The sequence below is a fragment of the Ruegeria sp. AB8 genome (assembly GCF_056542605.1).
This window is the reverse complement of record NZ_JBQGAB010000006.1, coordinates 138,092-159,500: the sequence shown is the minus strand read 5'-3', so window position 1 is coordinate 159,500 and position 21,409 is coordinate 138,092. Positions and strand designations below refer to the sequence as shown.

General features: G+C 56.8%; 21 protein-coding genes. 7 read left to right on the top strand and 14 right to left on the bottom strand.

Features of this window, described 5'->3' with window-relative positions:
• Nucleotides 1-29 precede the first annotated feature (29 nt).
• The 4 genes from ACR0CG_RS08325 (at nt 30) to gluQRS (ending at nt 4,011) form a co-directional block, all read left to right on the top strand.
• Nucleotides 30-842, top strand: coding sequence for an enoyl-CoA hydratase (locus tag ACR0CG_RS08325; RefSeq protein WP_480524047.1), 813 nt, complete (start codon nt 30-32; stop codon nt 840-842).
• 262 nt (nt 843-1,104) lie between these two features.
• Complete coding sequence (gene trmFO / locus ACR0CG_RS08320) at nt 1,105-2,445, top strand: methylenetetrahydrofolate--tRNA-(uracil(54)-C(5))-methyltransferase (FADH(2)-oxidizing) TrmFO (RefSeq protein WP_480524045.1); 1,341 nt, start codon at nt 1,105-1,107, stop codon at nt 2,443-2,445.
• Between the two features lie 37 nt (nt 2,446-2,482).
• Entirely contained in the window at nt 2,483-3,097 is a 615-nt protein-coding gene (locus ACR0CG_RS08315; protein ID WP_480524043.1) for a class I SAM-dependent DNA methyltransferase, read from the top strand.
• Nucleotides 3,094-4,011, top strand: a complete 918-nt coding sequence (gene gluQRS / locus ACR0CG_RS08310; protein ID WP_480524041.1) for a tRNA glutamyl-Q(34) synthetase GluQRS — start codon at nt 3,094-3,096, stop codon at nt 4,009-4,011. Before ACR0CG_RS08315 ends, gluQRS begins: the two co-directional genes overlap by 4 nt.
• A gap of 6 nt (nt 4,012-4,017) precedes the next feature.
• Here the strand turns inward: gluQRS and hisI are convergent, their stop codons facing one another.
• A complete protein-coding gene (gene hisI, locus ACR0CG_RS08305) occupies nt 4,018-4,407 on the bottom strand; it encodes a phosphoribosyl-AMP cyclohydrolase (protein ID WP_480524039.1) in 390 nt (129 codons plus the stop codon).
• A gap of 48 nt (nt 4,408-4,455) precedes the next feature.
• On the opposite strand from hisI, the gene ACR0CG_RS08300 reads away from it, so the two are divergent.
• Nucleotides 4,456-4,908 (top strand): iron-sulfur cluster assembly scaffold protein, encoded by a 453-nt coding sequence (locus ACR0CG_RS08300; protein WP_480524037.1) that lies wholly within the window; start codon nt 4,456-4,458, stop codon nt 4,906-4,908.
• 59 nt (nt 4,909-4,967) lie between these two features.
• On the top strand, nt 4,968-5,606 hold the full coding sequence (locus tag ACR0CG_RS08295) for a MarC family protein (protein WP_170615071.1): 639 nt from the start codon (nt 4,968-4,970) through the stop codon (nt 5,604-5,606).
• Between the two features lie 184 nt (nt 5,607-5,790).
• Here ACR0CG_RS08295 and ACR0CG_RS08290 read toward each other — a convergent pair whose 3' ends face one another.
• The 5 genes from ACR0CG_RS08290 to sciP all read right to left on the bottom strand — a co-directional run bounded on the left by ACR0CG_RS08290 (nt 5,791) and on the right by sciP (nt 11,581).
• Nucleotides 5,791-5,913, bottom strand: a complete 123-nt coding sequence (locus tag ACR0CG_RS08290) for a hypothetical protein (protein ID WP_480524034.1) — start codon at nt 5,911-5,913, stop codon at nt 5,791-5,793.
• Between the two features lie 112 nt (nt 5,914-6,025).
• A complete protein-coding gene (gene recG / locus ACR0CG_RS08285) occupies nt 6,026-8,116 on the bottom strand; it encodes an ATP-dependent DNA helicase RecG (RefSeq protein WP_480524032.1) in 2,091 nt (696 codons plus the stop codon).
• On the bottom strand, nt 8,113-10,365 hold the full coding sequence (gene ligA / locus ACR0CG_RS08280) for an NAD-dependent DNA ligase LigA (RefSeq protein WP_480524030.1): 2,253 nt from the start codon (nt 10,363-10,365) through the stop codon (nt 8,113-8,115). Before ligA ends, recG begins: the two co-directional genes overlap by 4 nt.
• A 122-nt stretch (nt 10,366-10,487) precedes the next feature.
• Nucleotides 10,488-11,204 (bottom strand): response regulator transcription factor CtrA, encoded by a 717-nt coding sequence (ctrA, locus tag ACR0CG_RS08275; RefSeq protein ID WP_480524028.1) that lies wholly within the window; start codon nt 11,202-11,204, stop codon nt 10,488-10,490.
• An 83-nt stretch (nt 11,205-11,287) separates the two neighbouring features.
• Nucleotides 11,288-11,581 carry a CtrA inhibitor SciP gene (sciP, locus tag ACR0CG_RS08270; RefSeq protein WP_480524026.1) on the bottom strand — a complete coding sequence of 98 codons (294 nt, stop codon included), beginning with the start codon at nt 11,579-11,581 and terminating at the stop codon, nt 11,288-11,290.
• 129 nt (nt 11,582-11,710) lie between these two features.
• Here sciP and mnmA point away from each other — a divergent pair, with 129 nt between their 5' ends.
• Entirely contained in the window at nt 11,711-12,856 is a 1,146-nt protein-coding gene (gene mnmA, locus ACR0CG_RS08265) for a tRNA 2-thiouridine(34) synthase MnmA (protein WP_480524024.1), read from the top strand.
• A 30-nt stretch (nt 12,857-12,886) separates the two neighbouring features.
• Here the strand turns inward: mnmA and ACR0CG_RS08260 are convergent, their stop codons facing one another.
• From ACR0CG_RS08260 to rseP, 8 genes are all read right to left on the bottom strand, one after another.
• Nucleotides 12,887-13,462 (bottom strand): hypothetical protein, encoded by a 576-nt coding sequence (locus ACR0CG_RS08260; protein WP_480524022.1) that lies wholly within the window; start codon nt 13,460-13,462, stop codon nt 12,887-12,889.
• Nucleotides 13,455-14,621, bottom strand: a complete 1,167-nt coding sequence (gene lpxB, locus ACR0CG_RS08255; RefSeq protein ID WP_480524020.1) for a lipid-A-disaccharide synthase — start codon at nt 14,619-14,621, stop codon at nt 13,455-13,457. The genes ACR0CG_RS08260 and lpxB overlap by 8 nt, the downstream gene beginning before the upstream one ends.
• Nucleotides 14,621-15,415 (bottom strand): LpxI family protein, encoded by a 795-nt coding sequence (locus tag ACR0CG_RS08250; protein WP_480524018.1) that lies wholly within the window; start codon nt 15,413-15,415, stop codon nt 14,621-14,623. Before ACR0CG_RS08250 ends, lpxB begins: the two co-directional genes overlap by 1 nt.
• 4 nt (nt 15,416-15,419) lie before the next feature.
• A complete protein-coding gene (lpxA, locus tag ACR0CG_RS08245) occupies nt 15,420-16,205 on the bottom strand; it encodes an acyl-ACP--UDP-N-acetylglucosamine O-acyltransferase (protein ID WP_321253038.1) in 786 nt (261 codons plus the stop codon).
• Nucleotides 16,202-16,675, bottom strand: a complete 474-nt coding sequence (fabZ, locus tag ACR0CG_RS08240) for a 3-hydroxyacyl-ACP dehydratase FabZ (protein ID WP_170677032.1) — start codon at nt 16,673-16,675, stop codon at nt 16,202-16,204. The genes lpxA and fabZ overlap by 4 nt, the downstream gene beginning before the upstream one ends.
• A 72-nt stretch (nt 16,676-16,747) precedes the next feature.
• Nucleotides 16,748-17,332, bottom strand: a complete 585-nt coding sequence (locus ACR0CG_RS08235) for an OmpH/Skp family outer membrane protein (protein ID WP_480524016.1) — start codon at nt 17,330-17,332, stop codon at nt 16,748-16,750.
• A gap of 13 nt (nt 17,333-17,345) precedes the next feature.
• Nucleotides 17,346-19,706 carry an outer membrane protein assembly factor BamA gene (bamA, locus tag ACR0CG_RS08230; RefSeq protein ID WP_480524014.1) on the bottom strand — a complete coding sequence of 787 codons (2,361 nt, stop codon included), beginning with the start codon at nt 19,704-19,706 and terminating at the stop codon, nt 17,346-17,348.
• A 347-nt stretch (nt 19,707-20,053) separates the two neighbouring features.
• Nucleotides 20,054-21,406, bottom strand: coding sequence for an RIP metalloprotease RseP (gene rseP, locus ACR0CG_RS08225; RefSeq protein ID WP_480524012.1), 1,353 nt, complete (start codon nt 21,404-21,406; stop codon nt 20,054-20,056).
• Nucleotides 21,407-21,409 lie beyond the last annotated feature (3 nt).

Genomic DNA, 21,409 nt, shown 5'->3' with positions numbered 1-21,409 from the left:
CTTCCACTCCTCGCCTTGTCGCCCTAGAGTTGGCGCACAGCCAGCAGGAGGGCAAGATGGCAATTCTGGAACGTAACGACACCGGCGCAATCGCACATCTGAAAATGAACGCGCCCGAACGCCTGAATGCCCTGAGCGACGAATTGCTGGCGGCGCTGCAGGCCGAGCTTGACGCACTGAAATCCGATGCCTCGATCCGCGCAGTGATCCTTTCCGGTGCCGGGAAGGCATTTTGCGCAGGACACGACCTGAAGCAGATGACCGCCGGTCGCCAGGCTCCGGACCGTGGGCGGGGGTATTTTCAGGACTTGTTCGCGCGGTGTGCCCGAATGATGATGTCCATCCAGTCTCTGCCCCAGCCCGTCATCGCGCAGGTACATGGCATCGCGACCGCCGCGGGCTGCCAGCTTGTCGCGACTTGCGATCTGGCGATAGCGGCCGAAGGCACTCGGTTTGGCGTCAATGGGGTAAACATCGGGCTTTTCTGTTCAACGCCGATGGTTGCGCTTAGCCGGAACATCCCGCGCAAGCATGCATTCGAGATGCTGACCACCGGCGACTTCATTTCTTCCGAAAGGGCAGCTGAGTTGGGGCTTGTGAATCGGGCAGTGCCGGAAATGTTGTTGGAACATGAAACGATGTCTTTGGCCGAACACTTGGCGACCAAACTCGGAACCGCTGTAAAAATTGGGAAAGAGGCGTTTTACCAGCAACTCGAAATGCCAATCCAACAGGCCTATTCCTATGCCGGCGACGTAATGGCGGAAAACATGCTGCATCGGGATACCGAGGAAGGAATCTCGGCTTTTATCGAAAAACGGCCGCCAAATTGGCACCAATGAGGCAATTGTTTTACATTTTTTTCCTCACTGTCCGTATTTTTGCACTTTTCAAAAGGGCGACACTGTGGCAAAGCTGGGTCGAGGCTAAGGCCTCAACGATACTTTTGGGTCGCCGTGGGCGGAAGGTCCCTCCGAGCTGGTCTCTCTCACCGGCGTAGACATTCCCGCAGCGGCGACCCCAAGATCCCCTTCTCAATCCGCACATTATACGACGCGCGTAGTTCTGTTGCGTCGGTCAGCACTCTGCCCTATGTGGCAGCTTATGACACAGAAACTGCATATCGTGGGCGGCGGCATGGCCGGGTCCGAGGCGGCCTGGCAGGCCGCGGAGCTTGGCGTGGATGTCGTGATTCACGAAATGCGACCCAAGGTGGGCACATTTGCGCATCAGACCGGCAATCTGGCCGAGATGGTTTGTTCGAACTCTTTCCGGTCGGATGATGATGAACAGAACGCCGTCGGTCTGCTGCACTGGGAAATGCGCGCCGCAAACGGGTTGATCATGACAACCGCCGATGCGTATCGGTTGCCCGCCGGTGGCGCACTGGCGGTTGACCGCGATCCGTTTGCCGAGGCAGTCACCGCCAAATTGCAGGCGCACCCTCGTATCGAGATCACTGGAGAGGAAATCACCGCCCTGCCCGATGACGGACAATGGATCTTTGCGACCGGGCCGCTGACATCGCCAAATTTGGGTGAAGCCATCCGCACAGAGACCGGAGCCGAGTCGCTGGCCTTTTTCGATGCCATCGCACCGATCGTGTACGCCGACAGCATCGATATGAGTCGGGCCTGGATGCAGTCGCGCTATGACAAGGGCGAAACCGAAGAAGAACGAACGGCCTACCTGAACTGCCCCATGGATCGCGATCAGTATGAGGCGTTCATCGACGCGTTGCTGGCTGCGGACAAAACCGAGTTTCACGAAGGTGAAACCGCAGGCTATTTTGATGGCTGCCTGCCGATCGAGGTCATGTCGGAACGCGGTCGTGAAACCTTGCGGCACGGGCCCATGAAGCCAGTTGGCCTGACGAACCCGCATCAACCGGACGTCAAACCCCATGCGGTGGTTCAGTTGCGCCGCGACAACGCGCTGGGAACGCTGTTCAACATCGTCGGCTTCCAGACCAAAATGAAATACGGGGCCCAGACCGAGGTGTTTCGCATGATCCCTGGGCTGGAGAACGCCAGCTTCGCGCGTTTGGGTGGCATTCACAGAAATACCTTTATCAACTCTCCGACATTGCTGGATTCGCAGATGCGACTGAAATCCAAACCAAATATCCGATTTGCTGGCCAGATCACGGGTGTTGAAGGCTATGTCGAAAGCGCGGCGATGGGTCTGTTGGCCGGTCGTTTGGCCGCCGCTGAAATCATGGGTCTTTCGAAACCTGAAGTGCCGCAGGACAGTGCCATGGGTGCCCTGATCCATCACATCACCGGAGGGGCCGAGGCCAGGACTTTCCAGCCGATGAACGTAAATTTCGGCCTGTTTCGCCCAGTTGACGGCCTTAAAGGCGGACGGCGCGGGCGAAAGGACCGTTACAAAGCCTACACTGACCGAGCCAAAACCGAATGGAAGAACTGGCTTGCGCATTGGTGACTGGACGCGCCGGGCAAACCGGGCCTAACATACCGGTATGAGCGACAAATACCTCAAAGACACTTACGATCTGGATAGCCCGCAGGAAACACGGGCACATTATCAGAAATGGGCCCCGTCCTACGATGACGAGGTTGGCGCCAATGGTTATGCCACGCCGGGACGTGTTGCCGAGGCGCTATGGTCCAAAATGCCCGAGGCACAGACACCAATTCTTGATTACGGGTGCGGCACAGGCCTGTCCGGCGTCGCATTAAGGGATGCCGGTTTTCAGATCGTCGACGGTGCTGACCCAACACCGCAGATGCTTGAAGGGGCCAAGGCCAAAGGGGTTTATCGCAACCTGAAGACCTTCGACATCACAAACTCAAAACCTTTGACGGCTGGTGAGTACAAGGCAATCACAGCGATAGGCGTGATCGGCATCGGCGCAGCCCCGCCCGAGACATTGGATATGCTGATGCATGCGCTTCCCAAAGGCGGGTTGCTTGCATTTTCTTTTAACGATCATGCGCTTGCGGATCATACTTACACCGTTCGATTGAATGACTGGCTGGATATGGGCGCGGCGCGCCTATTGTTCCGCGAATACGGTCCGCACCTGCCCGGCCTGGACCTGAAGTCCGAAGTGTATGTTGTAGAAAAGACGTGACTTTTGTAACCCGGTTTGCCCCGTCACCCACAGGTCCGTTACATCTGGGGCACGCTTACTCTGCCTTGCTTGCCAGCGAAACGGCCATTGCCGAAGGCGGAGAGTTTCTTCTGCGCATTGAAGATATCGACCGTTCCAGATCGCGGCTGATATGGGAAGACCAGATTTATGAGGACCTGAGATGGCTGGGCCTGCATTGGCCTGAACCAGTCATGCGCCAATCCGCGCGTTCGGCGATTTATGAAAAAGCGCTTGATGATCTTTGGGTTCAGGGCCTGCTTTACCCTTGTACCTGCAATCGCAGGGACATTCTGGCTGCCGCCAGCGCCCCACAAGAAGGTGCGCCGTTGCATGGTCCGGATGGAATCATCTACCCCGGAACGTGTCGTGGAACTCTGAAAGAACGAGGTTCAGGCGGAAACAGGCGGCCAACAGACATCCCGCTTCGTCTGGACATCTCGGCAGCAACCCAAAAAGCCGCCAGCCTTTTCAAAGACCGCACGATACCAGGTGGACCGATGACATCGGTAGCGAGTTTCGCGGAATTGGGTGAAGGCCCAAACGGCGAGACCGGAGTGATTGAGTTCACTCCGGAAGAGATGGAAACCTGCATCGGTGATGTAGTCCTGTCCCGGCGTGATATGGGAACATCATACCACCTTTCCGTCGTTCTGGATGATGCGGCACAGGGCGTCACGCATGTTGTTCGCGGACAGGACCTGTTCGAAGCCACCCGAATACATGTTCTGCTACAAGCGCTGCTTGGTCTTCCGACGCCAATTTATCACCATCACCGCCTGATCCGGGATGATACCGGCAAACGGCTGGCCAAGCGTGATGATGCCAGGGCGATCTCAAAATACCGCGAAGAAGGGGCCAGCCCCGGTGATATCCGAGCGATGGTCGGGCTATAGCGGCCGCTACGACATCGGTGCCATCAATTCGACTTCGTTGCCATCTCTTACGGCAGTGTAAAAACAACTGCGTCTGTTGGTATGACAAGCCGGTCCTGTCTGGCGCACAAGAACCAACAGGCAATCCCGATCGCAATCGACCCGGAAATCCACCAGTTCCTGCATGTTCCCCGAGGTTTCACCCTTGACCCAGAAGGACTGACGGGATCTGGACCAATACGTAACGCGGTGTGTATCCAGCGTGCGCTGAATGGCTTCAGCGTTCATCCATGCCATCATCAGAACGTCGCCTGTCTGCTCATCCTGAGCGATGGCGGGGATCAGACCGGATTCGTTGTATTTCAGGTTGGACGGATCAAAGACGGGTGTTTCAGACATGACAAAAACCTTTTGCATCCCGAGGGCTGGCCACTATGTATGGGGAACAGACAATGAGGGAAAGCCATGTCCGGCGAGAACGATCTAATCAAGCTCTATTCCGGCCGCATTCTGGCGCTTGCTTCGGATATTCCGCATTTGGACCGGCTGGATCACCCTGACGCGAGCGTCAAGAAAAGGTCTCCGTTGTGCGGGTCCACTGTCACCGTTGACGTCAAACTGCGCGATGGGCGGATTTCTGATTTTGGACAGGATGTGAAAGCCTGCGCGCTTGGGCAAGCCTCTGCTTCGGTTGTGGGTCAGGCCATTATTGGCGCGACCCGGGCGCAGGTGGAACTGGCGCGCGAACAGCTTTCGGCAATGTTAAAAAAAGCAGGCCCTGCTCCCGATGCGCCGTTTGACGGGCTTGAGCTGCTGATGCCTGCCCGCGATTACAAGAACCGGCATGCCTCGATCTTGCTGGCGCTGGACGCGACGGCCGAGGCGATGGAAAAAGCAGAACAGGCCAACTGCGCCTGAACGTGGTATTTTTTTGAAAATCTCTCTAGTCTCCGGGCTGAAATTGGGGAGAGAGAGTTTTGGATAATTTACTTGAGCATTTCGTGACCCTTTGGGTTGTGATCGACCCGATCGGTACAATTCCAGTCTTTGTTGCCGTCACGGCGGGTATCGAGGCTTCGGCACGTCGCAAGACGGCATTACTCGCTGCGTTGATCAGTGCCGGTGTGTTGCTGTTTTTTCTTGTGTTCGGTCAATTGCTGATCGAAGCGCTGGATATCGGCCTGAACTCGTTTCAGGTGGCCGGGGGGATCATCCTGTTCCTGTTCGCGCTGACGATGATTTTCGGGGAAAGTAAATCGGAAACCGATCAGCGCCTGGTCGAAGAGGATTCTGCGATCAGCACAAGTAAGCCCAACCCGGCAATTTTTCCGCTGGCGGTGCCGTCCTTGGCTTCACCCGGCGCTATGCTGGCTGTCGTCATTCTAACCGACAACAATCGATACAGCTTTGCGGATCAGGGAATTACCGCGCTGGTGATGCTGGTGGTTTTGGCAATTGCCGCGGTATTGATGTTGTTGGCCGACCCCATCATCCGGGTCATCGGGCATTCCGGATCGGCCATCATCAGTCGCGTCATGGGAATGATCCTGGCCTCGGTTGCGGTCAATTCAGTTCTATCGGCACTGATGGAAATCTTCAGAACGGGCCAATTGTAAAAAAAACCGCCGCACCTTCCGGGCGGAAAGGGCGGCGGCAGGTAACGCGTTTCTCGTGGGGGTCCGGATATCCGCGTGGGGCCGAGGCTTGGCCCCTCAAGGGAATTGGGACAGGCAAGTCACCCTTGACTGAATTGGGGAAACAAGCGCGGCTTAATCGGCACGAGATCGCAGGCAGAAAGGCTTAGAAACCCACGGGAAGGTGAAGGGCAACCACCAGGATGACGACCAGTGACACCGCGCCCGCCGCATCCTGAACAAGTGTGGCTTGCGAGCGGGTAATGGCGGTTTTGATCTGGTTCAGCATGGGTTCACCTCCGGTCAGGGTTTTAATCCTTTGTTGACCTTTTGTTCTCATATTTTGCTGAGTCGGTAAAGAACTTTTAGAGAACATTTGTGAACTAAGTGGAACTTCTCACCTAACCTACTGAAATCAAACGGATGGCCTGATCCTGTTTCATCAGCCATAGCAGAACTCGCGCGGCCTTGCCCCGGTCTGACGTCAAATCCGGATCCGCAGACAGCAATGCCCTGGCGTCTGACTGGGCAACCGCCATCAATCCGGCCTGACGTTCCAGATCGGCAATACGGAACTTCGGCAAACCGGATTGCGCGGTTCCAATCAGATCCCCGGCTCCTCGCATCTGCAGGTCGGTCTCAGATATGCGAAACCCGTCCTCAGTCTCGCGCAAGACTTCAAGACGTTTGCGCCCGCCGTCGCTCAGCGGTGGTTGATACATCAACAGACAGGTGGATGCGTCCTGGCCCCTGCCGACCCGCCCACGCAATTGATGCAATTGCGCCAGCCCGAATATCTCGGCGCGTTCGATTACCATGATCGTGGCATTTGGAACGTTTACGCCCACCTCGATCACCGTCGTTGCTACCAGAACTTTGGTGTTGCCAGATTGAAAGGCTTCCATCGCGGCGTCTTTTTCGGCCGGGGGCATTTGTCCATGCACTAGGCCGACCACATCATCCCCCAGTATCGCGCGCAGCCGCTTGAACCGTTCCTCGGCAGCAGTCAGGTCTGAAACCTCGGATTCGTCCACCAGGGGGCAAACCCAATAGCACTGCCTGTCTTCTTCGATGGCGTGCCTCAGGTGGGCCACAACCTCATCCATGCGTTGCGTGCTGACAACGGCTGTTTTGACAGGCTTGCGTCCGGGCGGCTTTTCATCCAGCACCGAGACATCCATGTCTCCGTATTGCGCGAGCGCCAGACTGCGCGGAATCGGCGTGGCGGTCATGACAAGGACATCGGCGCCCTTCCCCTTGTCCGACAATTCCATTCGCTGGCGCACACCAAACCTGTGCTGCTCATCCACAATGGCCAAATGCAGGGCTTTGAATTCCACATCGCCCTGAAAAACGGCATGTGTGCCGACAAGTATCTGAATATCACCCTTTCTCAGCGCGGCCAGCTTGGCTTTGCGTTCAGCGCCTTTGTCCCGTCCGGTCAGGATTTCCAGCACGACACCAGCCTCGTCCGCGAGTGGGCGCAATCCCTCCAGATGCTGCCGCGCCAGAATCTCGGTCGGCGCCATCATGACGCCCTGCCCGCCCGCTTCGACCGCGATCAGCAACGCCATGAAAGCGACTAGCGTTTTGCCGGCGCCAACATCCCCCTGTAGCAAACGGTTCATTCGTGCGGCTGACGCCATGTCGGCGGAAATCTCCTCGATGGCCTGCAATTGTGCACCTGTGGGGCGATATGGCAGGCTGCTCAGCACCTTCGATTGCAACACGCCGGTTGCCCTGCTGACAATTCCGCGCGACTTCCTTTCCCGGCTTCGGGCCAGGGCCAGCGTCAACTGATGGGCCAGCAATTCGTCATAAGCCAGACGCTCACGCGCGGGTGCAAACATTGCTACGTCATCTGCCCCTTGCGGAAGATGTGCCGACTGGATGGCCGTTTTCCAGCCCTGCCAGTTCTGACGCGCCACCTGAGCCGGATCGATCCATTCGTCCAAATCCGGAGCGCGGGCCAAGGCGCTTTGCGCCGCCTTGTATGCGGTCTTCTGTGTCACGCCTTGGGTCAGATGATAGACAGGTTCAAACTCCGGCAGCTCTCCGGCCTGTTCCGGCGAAACCACGTGATCGGGGTGTACCATCTGCGCCATTCCGTCGAACAGCTCCAGTTTACCTGACACCAACCTGCGTGCCCCGGGCGGCAGAATTTTCGTAAGGTAGTCGCCACGCGCGTGAAAAAACACCAGCTGGAAATCGGCCTGACTGTCCTCGACTTGAATACGATACGCGCCGCCTTTCGTTCTTGGGGGGCGATGCGTGCCGACCGTGACCTCGACCGTCAGTGTCGTTGGCAGGTTTGCGCCCTGAATAGTGTCACGCCGCCGCCGGTCGATGACGGCATATGGCAGAGCAAACAAAACGTCACGAGGTGACTCGATTCCGATCTGCCCCAACAACTGAGCTGTTTTCGGACCGACACCTTCAAGTGTTTCAAGCCGGGCGAAAAGTGGAAACAGGGGTTCAGGGCGGCCGCTCATGCATCCCCGATCAGCTGCAGCCAGCCGTCTTCATCCAACGTTGTAATCCCAAGATCCGCCGCTTTCTTGGCCTTTGACCCCGCGCCGGGACCTGCCACAAGAAGGTCGGTTTTCTGACTGACCGAACCTGAAACCTTGGCACCCAACGCTTCTGCCCGAGCTTTAGCTTCCGCACGCGTCATCTTTTCAAGCGTTCCGGTGAATACAACCGTTTTTCCGGCAACCGGACTGTCGGATGCCGGGGCCTCCGGTGGTATGATCGTCAGGTGTCTGCGCAAATCGTCAAACGCCTGACGCTCTTCCGAGTTTGCGAAAGCATCGGACAGGGACAGCCCCAAAGTCGCACCGATGCCGTCAATGCCGATCAGATCGGACCAGGCCTGCGCGGCGGTCTTCGGGACATCCGACCCAATTATCGCGGCATCGCGCGCCTCCTTGATCCGTGCTCTTCGGTTGCCGGCTGTCGCGGCTTGGCGCTCAGCCTCCTCTGCTTCATCCGCGGCGCGTTGGGCCAGAGCAGCCGCCCGGGCTGCATCAATGGCCTGCGCCATCGCTTCCCAATCCCGATAGAACAACGCAAGATCCCGTGCGCCCACTTCACCAACGTGGCGTATCCCCAGCGCAAACAGTAGTCGCGCCAACGGGATCGTGCGCTTCTCCTCAATCGCTTCAAACAGATTTCCGGCCGAGGTCTCGCCCCACCCATCCCTGTTTTTCAACCGCGCCAGGTTTTTGGCGTCACGCTCTTTCAGAGTGAAGATATCCGCAGGCGTGTTGATCGGTAGCGTCGGGTCGTCATGAAACATTTCGATCTGTTTGGCGCCCAGACCTTCGATATCGAAAGCCTTGCGAGATACAAAATGCTTCAGCTTTTCAACGGCCTGTGCCGGGCAAATCATACCTCCCGTACAGCGGCGAACCGCATCCCCGTCCTCCCGGATCGCTTCGCTTCCGCATTCAGGGCACCGTGTTGGAAATTCGAAAACAACAGAGTCGACGGGACGCTTTGACAGATCCACGTCCGCCACTTTTGGGATCACATCGCCTGCCCGATAGACCTGAACCCAGTCGCCAACCCGAATATCTTTGCCATCTCGGATTGTTCCGCCTTTTGCATCGCGCCCGGCTATATAGTCTTCGTTGTGCAGCGTCGCGTTGGAGACGACGACTCCGCCAACCGTCACTGGGTGCAGCCGGGCCACGGGGCTAAGCGCGCCGGTTCGGCCGACCTGAATATCGATGGCCTCAAGCCGGGTCCAGGCCAGTTCTGCGGGAAACTTGTGGGCCACCGCCCAGCGTGGCGTGGTCGACCGGAACCCAAGCCTAGCCTGAAGCGCCAGCTCGTTTACTTTGTAAACAACGCCGTCGATGTCATAGCCAAGCGTTGCGCGTTGCGCCTCGATGTCCCGATAATGGTCCAGCATCTGACCGGTTGTTTCACACAGCCGTGTCAACGCATTTGTGGCAAACCCGAAACCCGCAAGCCGTTCAATTGCGGCCATTTGCGTGTCGGCCAAAGGTTCTGACAATTCGCCCCAGGCATAGGCAAAGAACCTCAACGGTCGCGTCCGGGTGATGGAGGCATCCAACTGACGCAAAGACCCGGCCGCGGCGTTGCGGGGGTTGGCAAATGCTTTGTCGCCAGCCTGTGACTGACGCGCATTCAGGTCGTCGAAATCGACATGTGACATGTAGACCTCACCCCGAACCTCGAGAACTTCGGGTGCGTTTTCAATGGTTTGAGGAATGTCCGAAATCATGCGCGCGTTTTCGGTTACGTTCTCGCCCACCTCACCGTCGCCACGCGTTGCGGCCTGAACCAGTTTTCCACCCTCATACCGCAAGGACAAGGACAGACCGTCGATCTTCGGTTCTGCAGTGAAGGCAAGCGGCGCATCATCCCGCAACCCCAGGTATTTCCGGATCGAACGATCAAAATCCCTGACGTCTTCGTCGTCAAAGGCATTGCCCAGGGACATCATCCGCACAGAATGTGCAACTTTGGAAAACCCTTCAGCGACGCGCGCGCCTACCTGCTCGCTTGGGCTGTCGGGACGTTTCAGATTCGGAAACCGCGCTTCGATTTCTGCATTTCTGCGCTTGAGCCGGTCGTACTCCGCATCCGAAATCTCGGGCGCGTCTTCTGTGTGATATTGGGTATTGGCGCGCAGCAGAAGGTCAGAAAGGCGCGCCAGTTCTTCCTGCGCTTCCTGTTCTGTCAGGTCGGTTACCGAAATGGAGTTGCTCATGGCCTCGCCCTGTCACGTGATCTTGGACCCCAGTGATAGGGCGAGGTCATGGCCAGGTCCAGTCGTGCTGTTCGTGAGTGAGGGTGCCGCCCTGAACCGGCAGCGGCATTTTCAGATTTCGCTCAGGCGCCGACTGCCATTCGGGTTTCATCGAGGCTGTTGTTTTGCGGATCGCGTAAAACATAGCCCCGCCCCCAAACCGTTTCGATGTAATTTTCACCTCCGGTTGCATTGCTCAGTTTCTTGCGTAGCTTGCAAATGAAGACATCAATTATCTTCAGTTCCGGTTCGTCCATTCCGCCGTATAAATGATTTAGAAACATCTCCTTTGTCAGGGTTGTTCCCTTTCGAAGGCTCAGCAGTTCGAGCATCTGATACTCCTTGCCTGTCAGATGAACCGCTTTACCTTCGACTTCAACAGTTTTTGCGTCGAGGTTGACTGCGACGCGTCCGGTGTGAATGACGGACTGCGAATGCCCCTTTGAGCGCCGGATGATCGCGTGAATGCGGGCGACCAATTCTTCACGATGGAAAGGTTTGGTCAGATAGTCATCGGCACCAAAACCGAACCCTTTGATTTTACTTTCGGTATCGTCCGCGCCCGACAGTATCAGGATCGGAGTTTCGACCCGAGCAATCCGCAATTGCCGCAACACTTCATGTCCGGTCATGTCTGGCAGGTTGAGGTCCAGCAATATCAGGTCGTAGTCATAAAGCTTTGCCAGATCGATGCCTTCTTCGCCGAGATCCGTTGCGTAAACGTTCAGGTTGGCATGTGTCAGCATCAGTTCGATGCTTTTGGACGTTGTCGGATCATCCTCGACAAGAAGTATACGCATTCACTGCTCCAATTCAGGTCAATATTGCAATTTCAATTCAACCTTGATCAAAAATAGTTAACCCGGTTTTACCGTTGAATCATTTATTCATTCTCTACCTTGGGTTGTCTATATTTTTTTAACGCTGTCACTTTTAATGCGTCCACCCCGTAGTCTGCGACGGCGGCGACCCACCCATTGAATTCCTCGTCACTGATTCCATATCGTTTCTTTGCGTCCGATAGGGAAATCAGCCCATACACGACGCCCCGAACAACAGTTGCCTTGCGCGAGGCGACCCAGCGGCGCGTTTCCGCCGGAGGCAGATCAGCCCGCGATAAAACCGTTCCATCCGGCAGGGTTACCGATCTTGGCCCCTCAACTTTGTGCAAATACATCGTTCGCCTCACTTTCTGCTGCGACAAAGCTGCGCCCAGCATACTTAAAGCCACATGAAACCGCCCCTTGAGAGTGTCTAGAATTTTCCTATATTCTGCCGGTCTTTCTTAATCCGCACTGGAAATGCCATGGCCCTCGATACCGAGACACCGCTGAACTCGCTTGGATTTGCCAAACCGCCCTCGGAAACCCGGGTGGTCGTGGCCATGTCCGGTGGTGTCGACAGCTCTGTTGTGGCCGCCTATCTGGCTGATCAGGGGTATGACGTCGTGGGTGTAACGCTGCAGCTTTACGATCACGGCGCGGCCCTGGCCAAGAAGGGTGCCTGTTGTGCCGGCATCGACATTCACGACGCGCGTCGCGTGGCCGAAGAGCGGGGATTCCCGCATTACGTGCTGGACTACGAAAACATCTTCAAAGACGCGGTGATAGACGAGTTTGCTGACAGTTATCTGGCGGGCGCAACGCCCGTTCCCTGTATTCGTTGCAATGAGCGTGTGAAATTCAAGGATCTGCTGGAAACCGCTAAGGATCTCGAGGCCGACTGCATGGCAACCGGCCACTACATCCAGCGCAAGGTTGGTCCCAATGGGCCCGAGCTGCACAGCGCGGAAGATGCAAACCGCGATCAGTCTTATTTCCTGTTCTCGACCACGCCGGAGCAACTGGATTACCTGCGTTTCCCTTTGGGGCACCTGCCTTCCAAGGACGCAACCCGCGAGATGGCCGCGCAGTATGGCCTGTCCGTTGCAGATAAACCGGACAGTCAGGACATCTGTTTTGTTCCAGATGGAAACTATGCCAGCGTGATCGAGAAGCTGCGCCCCGGAGCAGCCGAGCCGGGTGAAATTGTTCATGCGGACGGTCGCGTTCTGGCACAGCACAACGGCGTTATTCACTACACCATTGGTCAGCGGCGTGGGCTGGGCATCGGTGGGCTGAGCGAACCGCTTTATGTCGTCAAACTGGACGTGGACAAGAAACAGGTTGTTGTTGGTCCCAAGGAAATGCTGGCCACACGTACCGTTCCCGTGCGCGAGATCAACTGGCTGGGGGACAAGCCGTTCACGTCACAAAAAGAATGGCATGTTTCGGTCAAGGTTCGTTCGACCCGCCCCCCGCGCGAAGCGATTGTCAGGCCTCTGTCGGACACGACCGCCGAGGTGGAGTTACTGACCCCGGAGGAAGGCATCTCGCCCGGTCAGGCTTGTGTGTTCTATGAAACAGATGGCAGCCGCATTTTCGGCGGTGGATGGATCTGGCGGGGATATTAACGTGGCTTCTGGCCTCAGTCTTTCTGGGGCCTAAAGGGCATCCGTCCCGGTGTTGAGAAGAATATACAGACCGACCGCGACCATAACATAGGGTGCGATCCGGTCCAGCCGGGCCATTCTGGGTGCAAACAGTTTGGCCTTAGGTGCTCCCCAGGCGGCAACTCCTGTCAGCAGACACGCGGCGGTGGCAGCACCAAACAGCCCTGCCCATCTGTATGAGGTCGATGATTCCGCAAGAAGCGGTGTCATGACTGCAAACGTGTCTATGGACAGGCTGAGAAACAACAGAACGACCGAGATCACGGCCCCTTGCGGCTGGGTGTCGGTTTTTCCTCGCCCGGAAATCTGCAACCAGATGCCCCGGACACCCAATGCAAGTGGTACAACGCCAAGGTATCCAATAGTCGTTGGATATGTGCTGTGGCTCAGCCCGATGGCGACGGCGATTGCCAGTAGAAGAACGACGGTTTGCGCGACGGCGAACCCCACGACCGGACGACGTCGGCCCATGACAACGATCAGACCGAACAGCACCGCAAGGTTGTCCAGATTTGTCGAGACCTGCGCAATTCCGGCAGACAGGGCAAACAGAGCGTGATCAATCATGCCCGTTTCGCATCCGTGCCAGCACGGCGCGGGCCGCACGTAACCCCGGGGCCTCTCCACCCCGCCCAAGACGGTCCATCGTGAGGGCCATGGCCTCCTGCTGGGTCTTTGGTACTTCCATGACCTTTGACAAGGCTGCGGCAATCTTGTCGGGGCGGCAATCGTCCAAAAGGCACTCGGGCACAGTGCGGGTGTCTGACACCAGATTGACCAAAGTCACCGTATCCAGCTTGACCATGCGTTCGGCCATCTTCTGGGTCAGCCAGGTCAGTTTGTAGGCGATGACCATTGGGGTGGATTGCGCAGCGAGTTCCAGCGACACCGTGCCAGACGCGGCCAGTGCGACATCTGCCGCTGCAAATGCAGCACGTTTGCGAGACGCCGCCTGATCTGCCTCTAGCTCCCGTGGGTCGACCACTACGGGTTCGCCCGGCCATGATCGGATCTGATCGCGCACCGTATCGACGATGTGCGCAACTGCCGGGACCACGACGCGCATGTCCGGATGATCGCGCAGAAACAAGCTCAGGGCTTCGCCAAACACCGGTGCAAGGCGTTCGACTTCCCCGCGGCGCGATCCGGGAAGCGCCAGCAGGATCGGTGCTTCTCCCAGATCGTAGGCGCTTCGGAAGTCCGATATGTCCGTATCCGTCGCAATGGGTTCGTTGACGACTGGATGGCCGACGAAATCGCATTCCATGCCAGCCTTTGTCATGTATTGCGGCTCGAACGGCAGCAGGGCCAGAACGTGGTCGATGACCTTGGCCATTTTGTCGGCCCGACCAGGACGCCAAGCCCAAACGCTTGGCGCAACATAGTGAACGGTGCGAATGTTGCTGCCCGCCTTCACCAGCTTGGCCACACGAAGCGAGAAATCCGGGCTGTCGATGGTAATCAGCACATCGGGTTGTGTATCCAGAACCGCTTGTGCGGTTTCAGAAATGCGGCGTTTGAGGTGGAAGAACTTCGGCAGCACTTCAACCAGGCCCATGACAGACAGTTCTGACATTGGGAATCGGCTGTTCAATCCCTGCGCCTGCATCAAAGGGCCGCCTACCCCGTCGAATTCGACATCCGGGACAAGCGTCTTCAACCCTTCCATCAACGCGCCGCCCAACCGGTCGCCCGAGGGTTCACCGGCGACCAGAAACACGCGCATCAGACGGACCGCTCACGAACGAAAAGGAAAAGACCCAGCCGGTTGCATTCCTCGACGACCCGATCGCGTTGAAGGACGATGACCCCGCCTTTTTCGATAACGATGCCCGACAGACCTGCCGCAACCGCATCTGACACTGTATCAGGCCCGATTGCGGGCAGATCAACACGATGGTCCTGAGAGGGTTTTGGGGCTTTGAACAGAATGCCGCCGCCAGCATCTGGCCTTTGGGTCAGGGATTGCAGCATCCAGGCGGTTCCGAAAATCCCCTCAACCGCCATGGCCTGGCCCTTGGAAACCACGCAGGCCTGACCAATGTCGGCCGCTCCCATGGCCCGCACGATCCCGACAGCGCGGTCCGCATCCGCCAGATCCGCATCAGAAGGCTGGGTTTCGGTCAAACATCCCAACGGGGGCAACAGTTCCGGTGCGAGGTCCTGTGCCGCACGAACCGAAAGCCCGCTGTCTTCCAGAATACTGATCACAGCGCGCAACGCGCCGTCGTCGCCTGAGACAATTGCCTTCTGAATAACCGGAACCAATGGCATCGTCGCCGGATCGATCCGCGAAGGATCAATGACCGGGCGACGCACCGCGCCGGCCATGCAAATCTCGGTCACTCCACGGTTTTGAATATCAGCAATGAAACTGCCGAACCGCTCTAAAGGGAAAACGATGTCTGGCGTCAGGTCATCAGGCAGAAAGCCCTCGAGCGCACAGATCACAGGGCGTTCGGGCAAATGGCTCAACACCTCGGTCGGCAATTGCCCGGTTCCTGCGATCAGAGCCAGCACGGTCCTATTTCCCCGGTGTCAGGAATGAACGGTCGCTGTGTCCGGTCACGAAATCGACGATGCGCCGCACATACTCACTGTCGTTGCCTTCGCCTATCCGGTGGGCCCGGTCCATGAACGTCCCCTCGCCGCTCGACAGCTCGCGGAAAGCCGCGCGCAAGGCGGCGATATCTTCGCGCGGAACGCCCCGGCGTTTCAAACCAACGAGGTTCAACCCGTCGAGTTCGCCACGAGGTGCCTGAACAAGACCATATGGGATCACGTCATTAGCGACCATTGTCAGCGCCCCGATAATGGCACCGCGACCAACGCGGACCCATTGGTGCAAACCGGATATGCCGCCGACGATTACGTCATCTTCGACAATGCAATGCCCTGCAGCCCCGGCGTGGTTGACCATGATGACCCGATTGCCGATCTGCACATCATGCGCCACATGAACACCCGCCATCAAAAGACAATCGTCGCCTACTCGCGTAACACCGCCACCACCATCTGTTCCGGTGTTGATTGTCACATGTTCGCGAATGCGGTTCCGCTGACCAATTTCCAGCCGGGTGTTTTCGCCACCGAACTTCAGATCCTGCGGTATCTCACCGATGACCGAAAAATTGAAGATAACGGTGTCCTCGCCAACCGACGTGTCGCCGGTCACGACAACATGCGATTTCAGTTCCACGCGATCTGCCAGTTTGACCTGCGGACCGACATAACAGAACGGACCGATGGCACAGTCCTGCCCAATCTGCGCGCCGTCTTCGATGATTGCGCTGGGATGGATGCGGCTCATGTTGTTTTTTCCATGTCCCAGTCGACATAGGCGGAAAACTCGGCCTCGGCCGCAACCTCGCCGTCTACAGTTGCCCGACCGCTGAATTTGAAGATCTTGCCGCCCTTTTTGCCGCGCACGGTTTCAACGTGCATTTCGAGCACATCTCCCGGAACCACTTTCCGGCGGAATTTGCACTTGTCGATGTTCATGAAATAGATCAGCAGCTCGCTGTCGATGACATCCATTCCGACACCCAGCATGACACCGGCAGTCTGGGCCATTGCCTCGACAATCGTCACCCCCGGCATGATCGGCGTTCCAGGGAAATGACCCTGAAAATGCGGCTCGTTCATGGTGACGTTCTTGATGCCCACTGCGGACTGATAGCCGGAAATGTCTACCACCTTGTCGACCAGCAGAAACGGATAGCGATGCGGAAGAATCCGCTGGATCAACTGAATGTCGGCGCTCTTGGTTTCCGTCGTCATGGTAAACGAGTCCCTTCGTGGATTTCTCTTTTTCGAGTGGTTAGCAAGACCCGCGAACAAGGGCAAGCAAGCCTATTCGCTTGCCTTGTTATCCAATCTTCTACCATCGCCGATCATCGCATTGATCCGACGGATGGCCATGTTGGTGATATCGGACGATTCCGCGCGGAACAAAACATTCGACTGTTCGAGGATTACCGATGCCCCGGTCTCTCGCAAGAGGTCGACCAGAACCGGTTGCACCATCTCGAAAAACAGCTTGCGGGAGTTTTCGCTCCGACGGGCGAGCGCATCAAGTTTGGCCCGCTGTCCTTCGCGGTGGGATTGCACCTTATCATCGAACGCTTCGGCAAGTGGCCGGAACTCTTCGGCTGTCAACGTCGACCGCCGTTCCGTCAGTTCCTTTTCTTCCTTGCTCAATTCGGCAACGATTCGTTCGTTTTCTTCGGCCAGCAAGGCACTTTCGGCGTCGATTTCGCGCAGAATGCGCTGACCGAATTCTGACCCGGCGAAAAGGCGTTCGCTGGACAATGTCAAAACACCAGATTGCGGCACACCCAGTTGCTGTGCTGTACTTTGCGTCGCAGCTCCGCCAAGCAAAAGCAGAATGACAAAAAGGGCCCGAACCGGGCCCTGAATGTCTGGAATAAACCGCATGACCATCAAAGGATCAGAACTGAGCCTGAATGGTCAGGTCAAAGCTGCGCTCCTGGTCAAAGTCTTCCTTTTTGAGTGCTTTGGAGAAGTTAAACCGCAATGGGCCAAACGGCGTGTCCCAAAGAACCGACACGCCCAGAACATGGCGGATCGAGCCATCAGCGCCAACGATATTCGCCCCTGCGGTATTGACGTTGTCGATGTTGTAGAGGTTGCCGACGTCGTAGAAAACACCACCGCGCAGGCCCAGTTCTTCGGGGAGGCCAAGCGGGAAATCAGATTCGAAGCGGGCCACCCAGTAATAGTTGCCGCCAATCGCATCATCCTGACCGTTCGACAGATCGCGCGGGCCGATACCGGCCGGATCGAAGCCGCGGAAAGTACTCGGGCCAAGAACAAAGCGATCCACGGTTCGGCTGAAATCGTTGCCTCTCCAATGGAATGCGCCCATTTCCAGCGAAGCGCGCAGGACGACCTCTTCGCTCAGAACACGTGTCTGGGCAATGCCGCGCGCGGTCGATTTGATGAACTTGTCGTCGCCACCAAGACCGGCCGCGTCCACACCGACCTCAAATAGGACACCAGCGTTTGGATTCAGACCGGCGAGCCGGCTGTCATACACATAGGAAATACCCAAGGCACTGCTGCTGCGTTCACCTTGTGCAATTTCCGAGGCAATGACGGCACCGTTGATCTGGTTGTCCTGCTGCGTCATTTCACTGCGGTCCCAGCTATAACGCAGGCTCAGCGAGGAAAGTTCGCCAATCGCATAGCTGATTTGCGGGGTGAAGAACACAGTATCGGTGTCATAGCTTGCAAAGCTCGAATTGGTTGTCGAAAGACCAAGGCCTAGGTCGAAGCGCAGCTTCCGGCCCAACAGATAGGGTTCGGAAAAGTTGATGACGTATTGTTCTGAATCCTGCGCGGTTGAAAGCGAAAGACCCAAGTTTTGTCCGCGTCCCAGGAAGTTGGATTCGTTCAGACCGATCGCAATACCAAATCCGTCAGCGGCCGAGAAACTACCGCCAAGGCTGAGTGAGCCGGTTGGCTGTTCTTCGACGTCCACATCAACGATGACCTGACTGGGCGATGACCCTTCACGAGGTTCCACATCCGCCGTTGCGAAGAAACCAAGGGCACGAATACGCTCGGCGCTCTGGCGGATTTCGCGGGGGTTGAACGGATCACCCTCGACGGTATCGAACTGACGGCGGATCACACGGTCCAAGGTCGTCGTGTTTCCTTCAATATCGATCCGTTCGACAAAAATACGCGGACCGCGGGTCAGAACAAATTCGACGTTGAGCGTCAGATCTCTCTCGTTACGGGTAACACGCGGCTCTACCCGCAAGAAATCAACGCCCTGCTTCAGACCCAACCGTTCCTGCCGGGCAATCGAGTTTTCGACCAAAGAAGGCGAATACGTCACGCCCGGCTTGATTTTCAGGGCTTGCTGGTACGCGGCAGCGTCAACGCCAGGAATTTCGCTGACAGTCGTGATTTTTCCAAACGAGAATTTCTGGCCTTCGGTGATGTTCATCACCAGAAAGAACGCATCCCGTTCGCGGGTGAATTCAACATTTGCGCTGTTGACCCGAAAGTCGACATAGCCGCGCGATAGGTAAAAGTCGCGAATAACCTGTTTGTCGAATTCGATACGGTCCGCGATAAACGTGTCGCCGCGCAGGAAAGTTCGCAGGATGTTCGCTTGCTTGGTCTCCAGCACCCTGCGCAGGCGCCGGTCGGAATATGCGCGGTTGCCGACGAAACTGACCCGCTCAACTTCGATCGTTGTGCCTTCGGCAATTTCGAACACCAAATCGACACGGTTGTCGCTGCGCCGGATAATGCGCGGAATGACAGTTGCAGCAACCCGACCCTGTGCCGAGTAAATATCAGCAATCAGATCCGCGTCCGCTTCGGCAACCTGAGGCGTAAAGACCCTGCGCGGCTGCGATGAAATCGCATCCATCAAGACATTGTCCTTAACACGGCGATTGCCCTCAATGCTGATCTTGTTGATCGTCGGGTATTCCTGAACCTCGATCACCAATATCGACCCGCGCGGTGTCAGTTCGACTGTTTCAAAAACACCACTGTCAAGCAATCGCTGATAGGCATCATTCAACTGTCCTGCCGTCACGGTTTGCCCCGGTTCGATTCCGGTCCGCGAGATAATCGTCGAGGTTTCGATGCGTCGGTTACCTTCCACTTGGAAGGAATTGATCGTGAAGTTCTGGGCATGCGCCGCCTGCGGCGCAGCCATGAAACTCATTGCACTAAAAAGAAAAAGAAACGTTAGTGTGCGCCACAAAATATTGTTTGCAGTCTTGTTCACACCGCAGAATATGCCCACGCCCCGCCTGTCCGTCATTTTTTTCACTACCCAGAATTTTCAGACTTTTAATGCTGAGTAACGGGATTGAAGGGTCTTGTCAAAAGCGCAAAAACACAAAACGGCCCAGCGGGCCGTCTAAATCAATCAACAAGTTGGGCGAGAATCACATACCTGCCAGGTATGCCCCACCTGCAAGCGCCAGAGCCGTCGCGCCAAAGCACAAAAAAACATCCCAGTTCAATATGAACAGAACGCTGAACCCCTGGTAGGATTTTTGCAGAGTCTTTGGCATCGGTCTCTAAGCCTGTCTTTCAATACACCAAACAAATTCTAGCCATGGATTTGGGCAAGATTGCGGCATCAATGTGCGCGGGGCGTCACATTCAGCAGAACAGGTCGTTGCTGACAGAAAACAGCATCAGGCCAAGTATCAGGCTGATCCCCACTCCCATCAGAATCCGCAGGACTGCGTCACTAGGCGGTTTGCCGGCGACCGCTTCGTAAGCGTAGAACACCAGATGACCGCCATCCAATGCCGGGATCGGGAACAGATTCAGAAGGCCTACGGCCGTCGACAGAACCGCGATGAAGAACACAAAACTCTGCGCGCCCTGACTGGCCATTGCTCCGGATGTCTCGGCAATACCGATAGGACCGGACATGTTGCAAGTGCTGATCGCCCCTGTAATCATATGCCAGATGCCAGACAAAGATCCGTTGATTACGCGCAAAGTCTGACGCGCCCCACCTGTCAGAGAATCCAATAGACCCGCCGGAACAGTAGCTGGTTCCAGCATCATCCCGCCTACGATCCCGATACGCCAATGCGTTACGAACCCGCCGTCCGGTTGAGGTTCATCCGTGCGTCTTGGGGCCAGCGCAAATTCCAGATCGGCACCGTCCCGCCAAACGTTAAGCAACAGCACGCGCCCGTCAGACCCTTCGACCCGCTCCTTCAATTGCTCGAAGGCAAAAATGGGGTCTCCATCCACCGACGTAATCACGTCGCCCGATGCCAGTTGAATGTCCATTGCAGCACTGCGCGGTGTAACCTGCTGGATCAGCGGCGGAAACAGCCAGGGCGCGGACACATTCAATGTCTCGCCGTCCCGGATGATGGTGTATTCCAGGCTCGGTTCAACCGGCAGAGACTCGGTAAACTCGGTCCACGATATTTCCTCGTCGAAATCCGGGGTTGGAATACCGGCAATTGCGATGATCTCATCGCCTTCCCGCAACTCCTGAACAGAACCGGGCAATGGTTGGAGTTTGCCAACGGTCAACGGCTCTCGTGAAACACCCTGAGACCAGAAGATCAGCCCGAAAACCAGAATGGACATTGCGAAGTTGAACGCGGGCCCCGCCGCGACGGTCGCCGCACGGGCCCACAAAGGTGCACCGTGCATGGTACGGCGTAATTCTTGAGGGCTTTGTTCTGTAATTTCGTGCATCGCAGCTTCGTCCTTGCCCGAAGCAGCGTTGGCATCCCCCAGAAACTTGACGTAACCGCCGAACGGCAACAGTGCGATCTGCCATTTTGTCCCGCGCTTGTCCATGCGGCTCCACAGGACAGGCCCGAATCCGATGGAAAACACCTCGGCATGAATGCCGGACCAACGTCCAACGATATAATGGCCGTATTCGTGCACCGCGACGATGACGGACAGTGCAACCACAAAAGCAACAATCGTGTACAGCAGGCTGCCGAATTGAGGGATCAGGGAAAGAGTGTCCAAGGG

Coding starts and splice junctions, on each gene's coding strand:
- lpxA (WP_321253038.1), bottom strand. CDS start 16,205: ATGAGCCGCATCCATCCCAGCGCAATCATCGAAGACGGCGCGCAGATT.
- recG (WP_480524032.1), bottom strand. CDS start 8,116: ATGAGCGGCCGCCCTGAACCCCTGTTTCCACTTTTCGCCCGGCTTGAA.
- lpxB (WP_480524020.1), bottom strand. CDS start 14,621: ATGCGCGTGTTTCTGGTCGCCGGTGAACCCTCGGGCGACCGGTTGGGC.
- ligA (WP_480524030.1), bottom strand. CDS start 10,365: ATGAGCAACTCCATTTCGGTAACCGACCTGACAGAACAGGAAGCGCAG.
- trmFO (WP_480524045.1), top strand. CDS start 1,105: ATGACACAGAAACTGCATATCGTGGGCGGCGGCATGGCCGGGTCCGAG.
- ACR0CG_RS08315 (WP_480524043.1), top strand. CDS start 2,483: ATGAGCGACAAATACCTCAAAGACACTTACGATCTGGATAGCCCGCAG.
- sciP (WP_480524026.1), bottom strand. CDS start 11,581: ATGTATTTGCACAAAGTTGAGGGGCCAAGATCGGTAACCCTGCCGGAT.
- fabZ (WP_170677032.1), bottom strand. CDS start 16,675: ATGACGACGGAAACCAAGAGCGCCGACATTCAGTTGATCCAGCGGATT.
- mnmA (WP_480524024.1), top strand. CDS start 11,711: ATGGCCCTCGATACCGAGACACCGCTGAACTCGCTTGGATTTGCCAAA.
- hisI (WP_480524039.1), bottom strand. CDS start 4,407: ATGCAAAAGGTTTTTGTCATGTCTGAAACACCCGTCTTTGATCCGTCC.
- ACR0CG_RS08300 (WP_480524037.1), top strand. CDS start 4,456: ATGTCCGGCGAGAACGATCTAATCAAGCTCTATTCCGGCCGCATTCTG.
- bamA (WP_480524014.1), bottom strand. CDS start 19,706: ATGACGGACAGGCGGGGCGTGGGCATATTCTGCGGTGTGAACAAGACT.
- ACR0CG_RS08260 (WP_480524022.1), bottom strand. CDS start 13,462: ATGATTGATCACGCTCTGTTTGCCCTGTCTGCCGGAATTGCGCAGGTC.
- ACR0CG_RS08290 (WP_480524034.1), bottom strand. CDS start 5,913: ATGCTGAACCAGATCAAAACCGCCATTACCCGCTCGCAAGCCACACTT.
- ACR0CG_RS08235 (WP_480524016.1), bottom strand. CDS start 17,332: ATGCGGTTTATTCCAGACATTCAGGGCCCGGTTCGGGCCCTTTTTGTC.
- ctrA (WP_480524028.1), bottom strand. CDS start 11,204: ATGCGTATACTTCTTGTCGAGGATGATCCGACAACGTCCAAAAGCATC.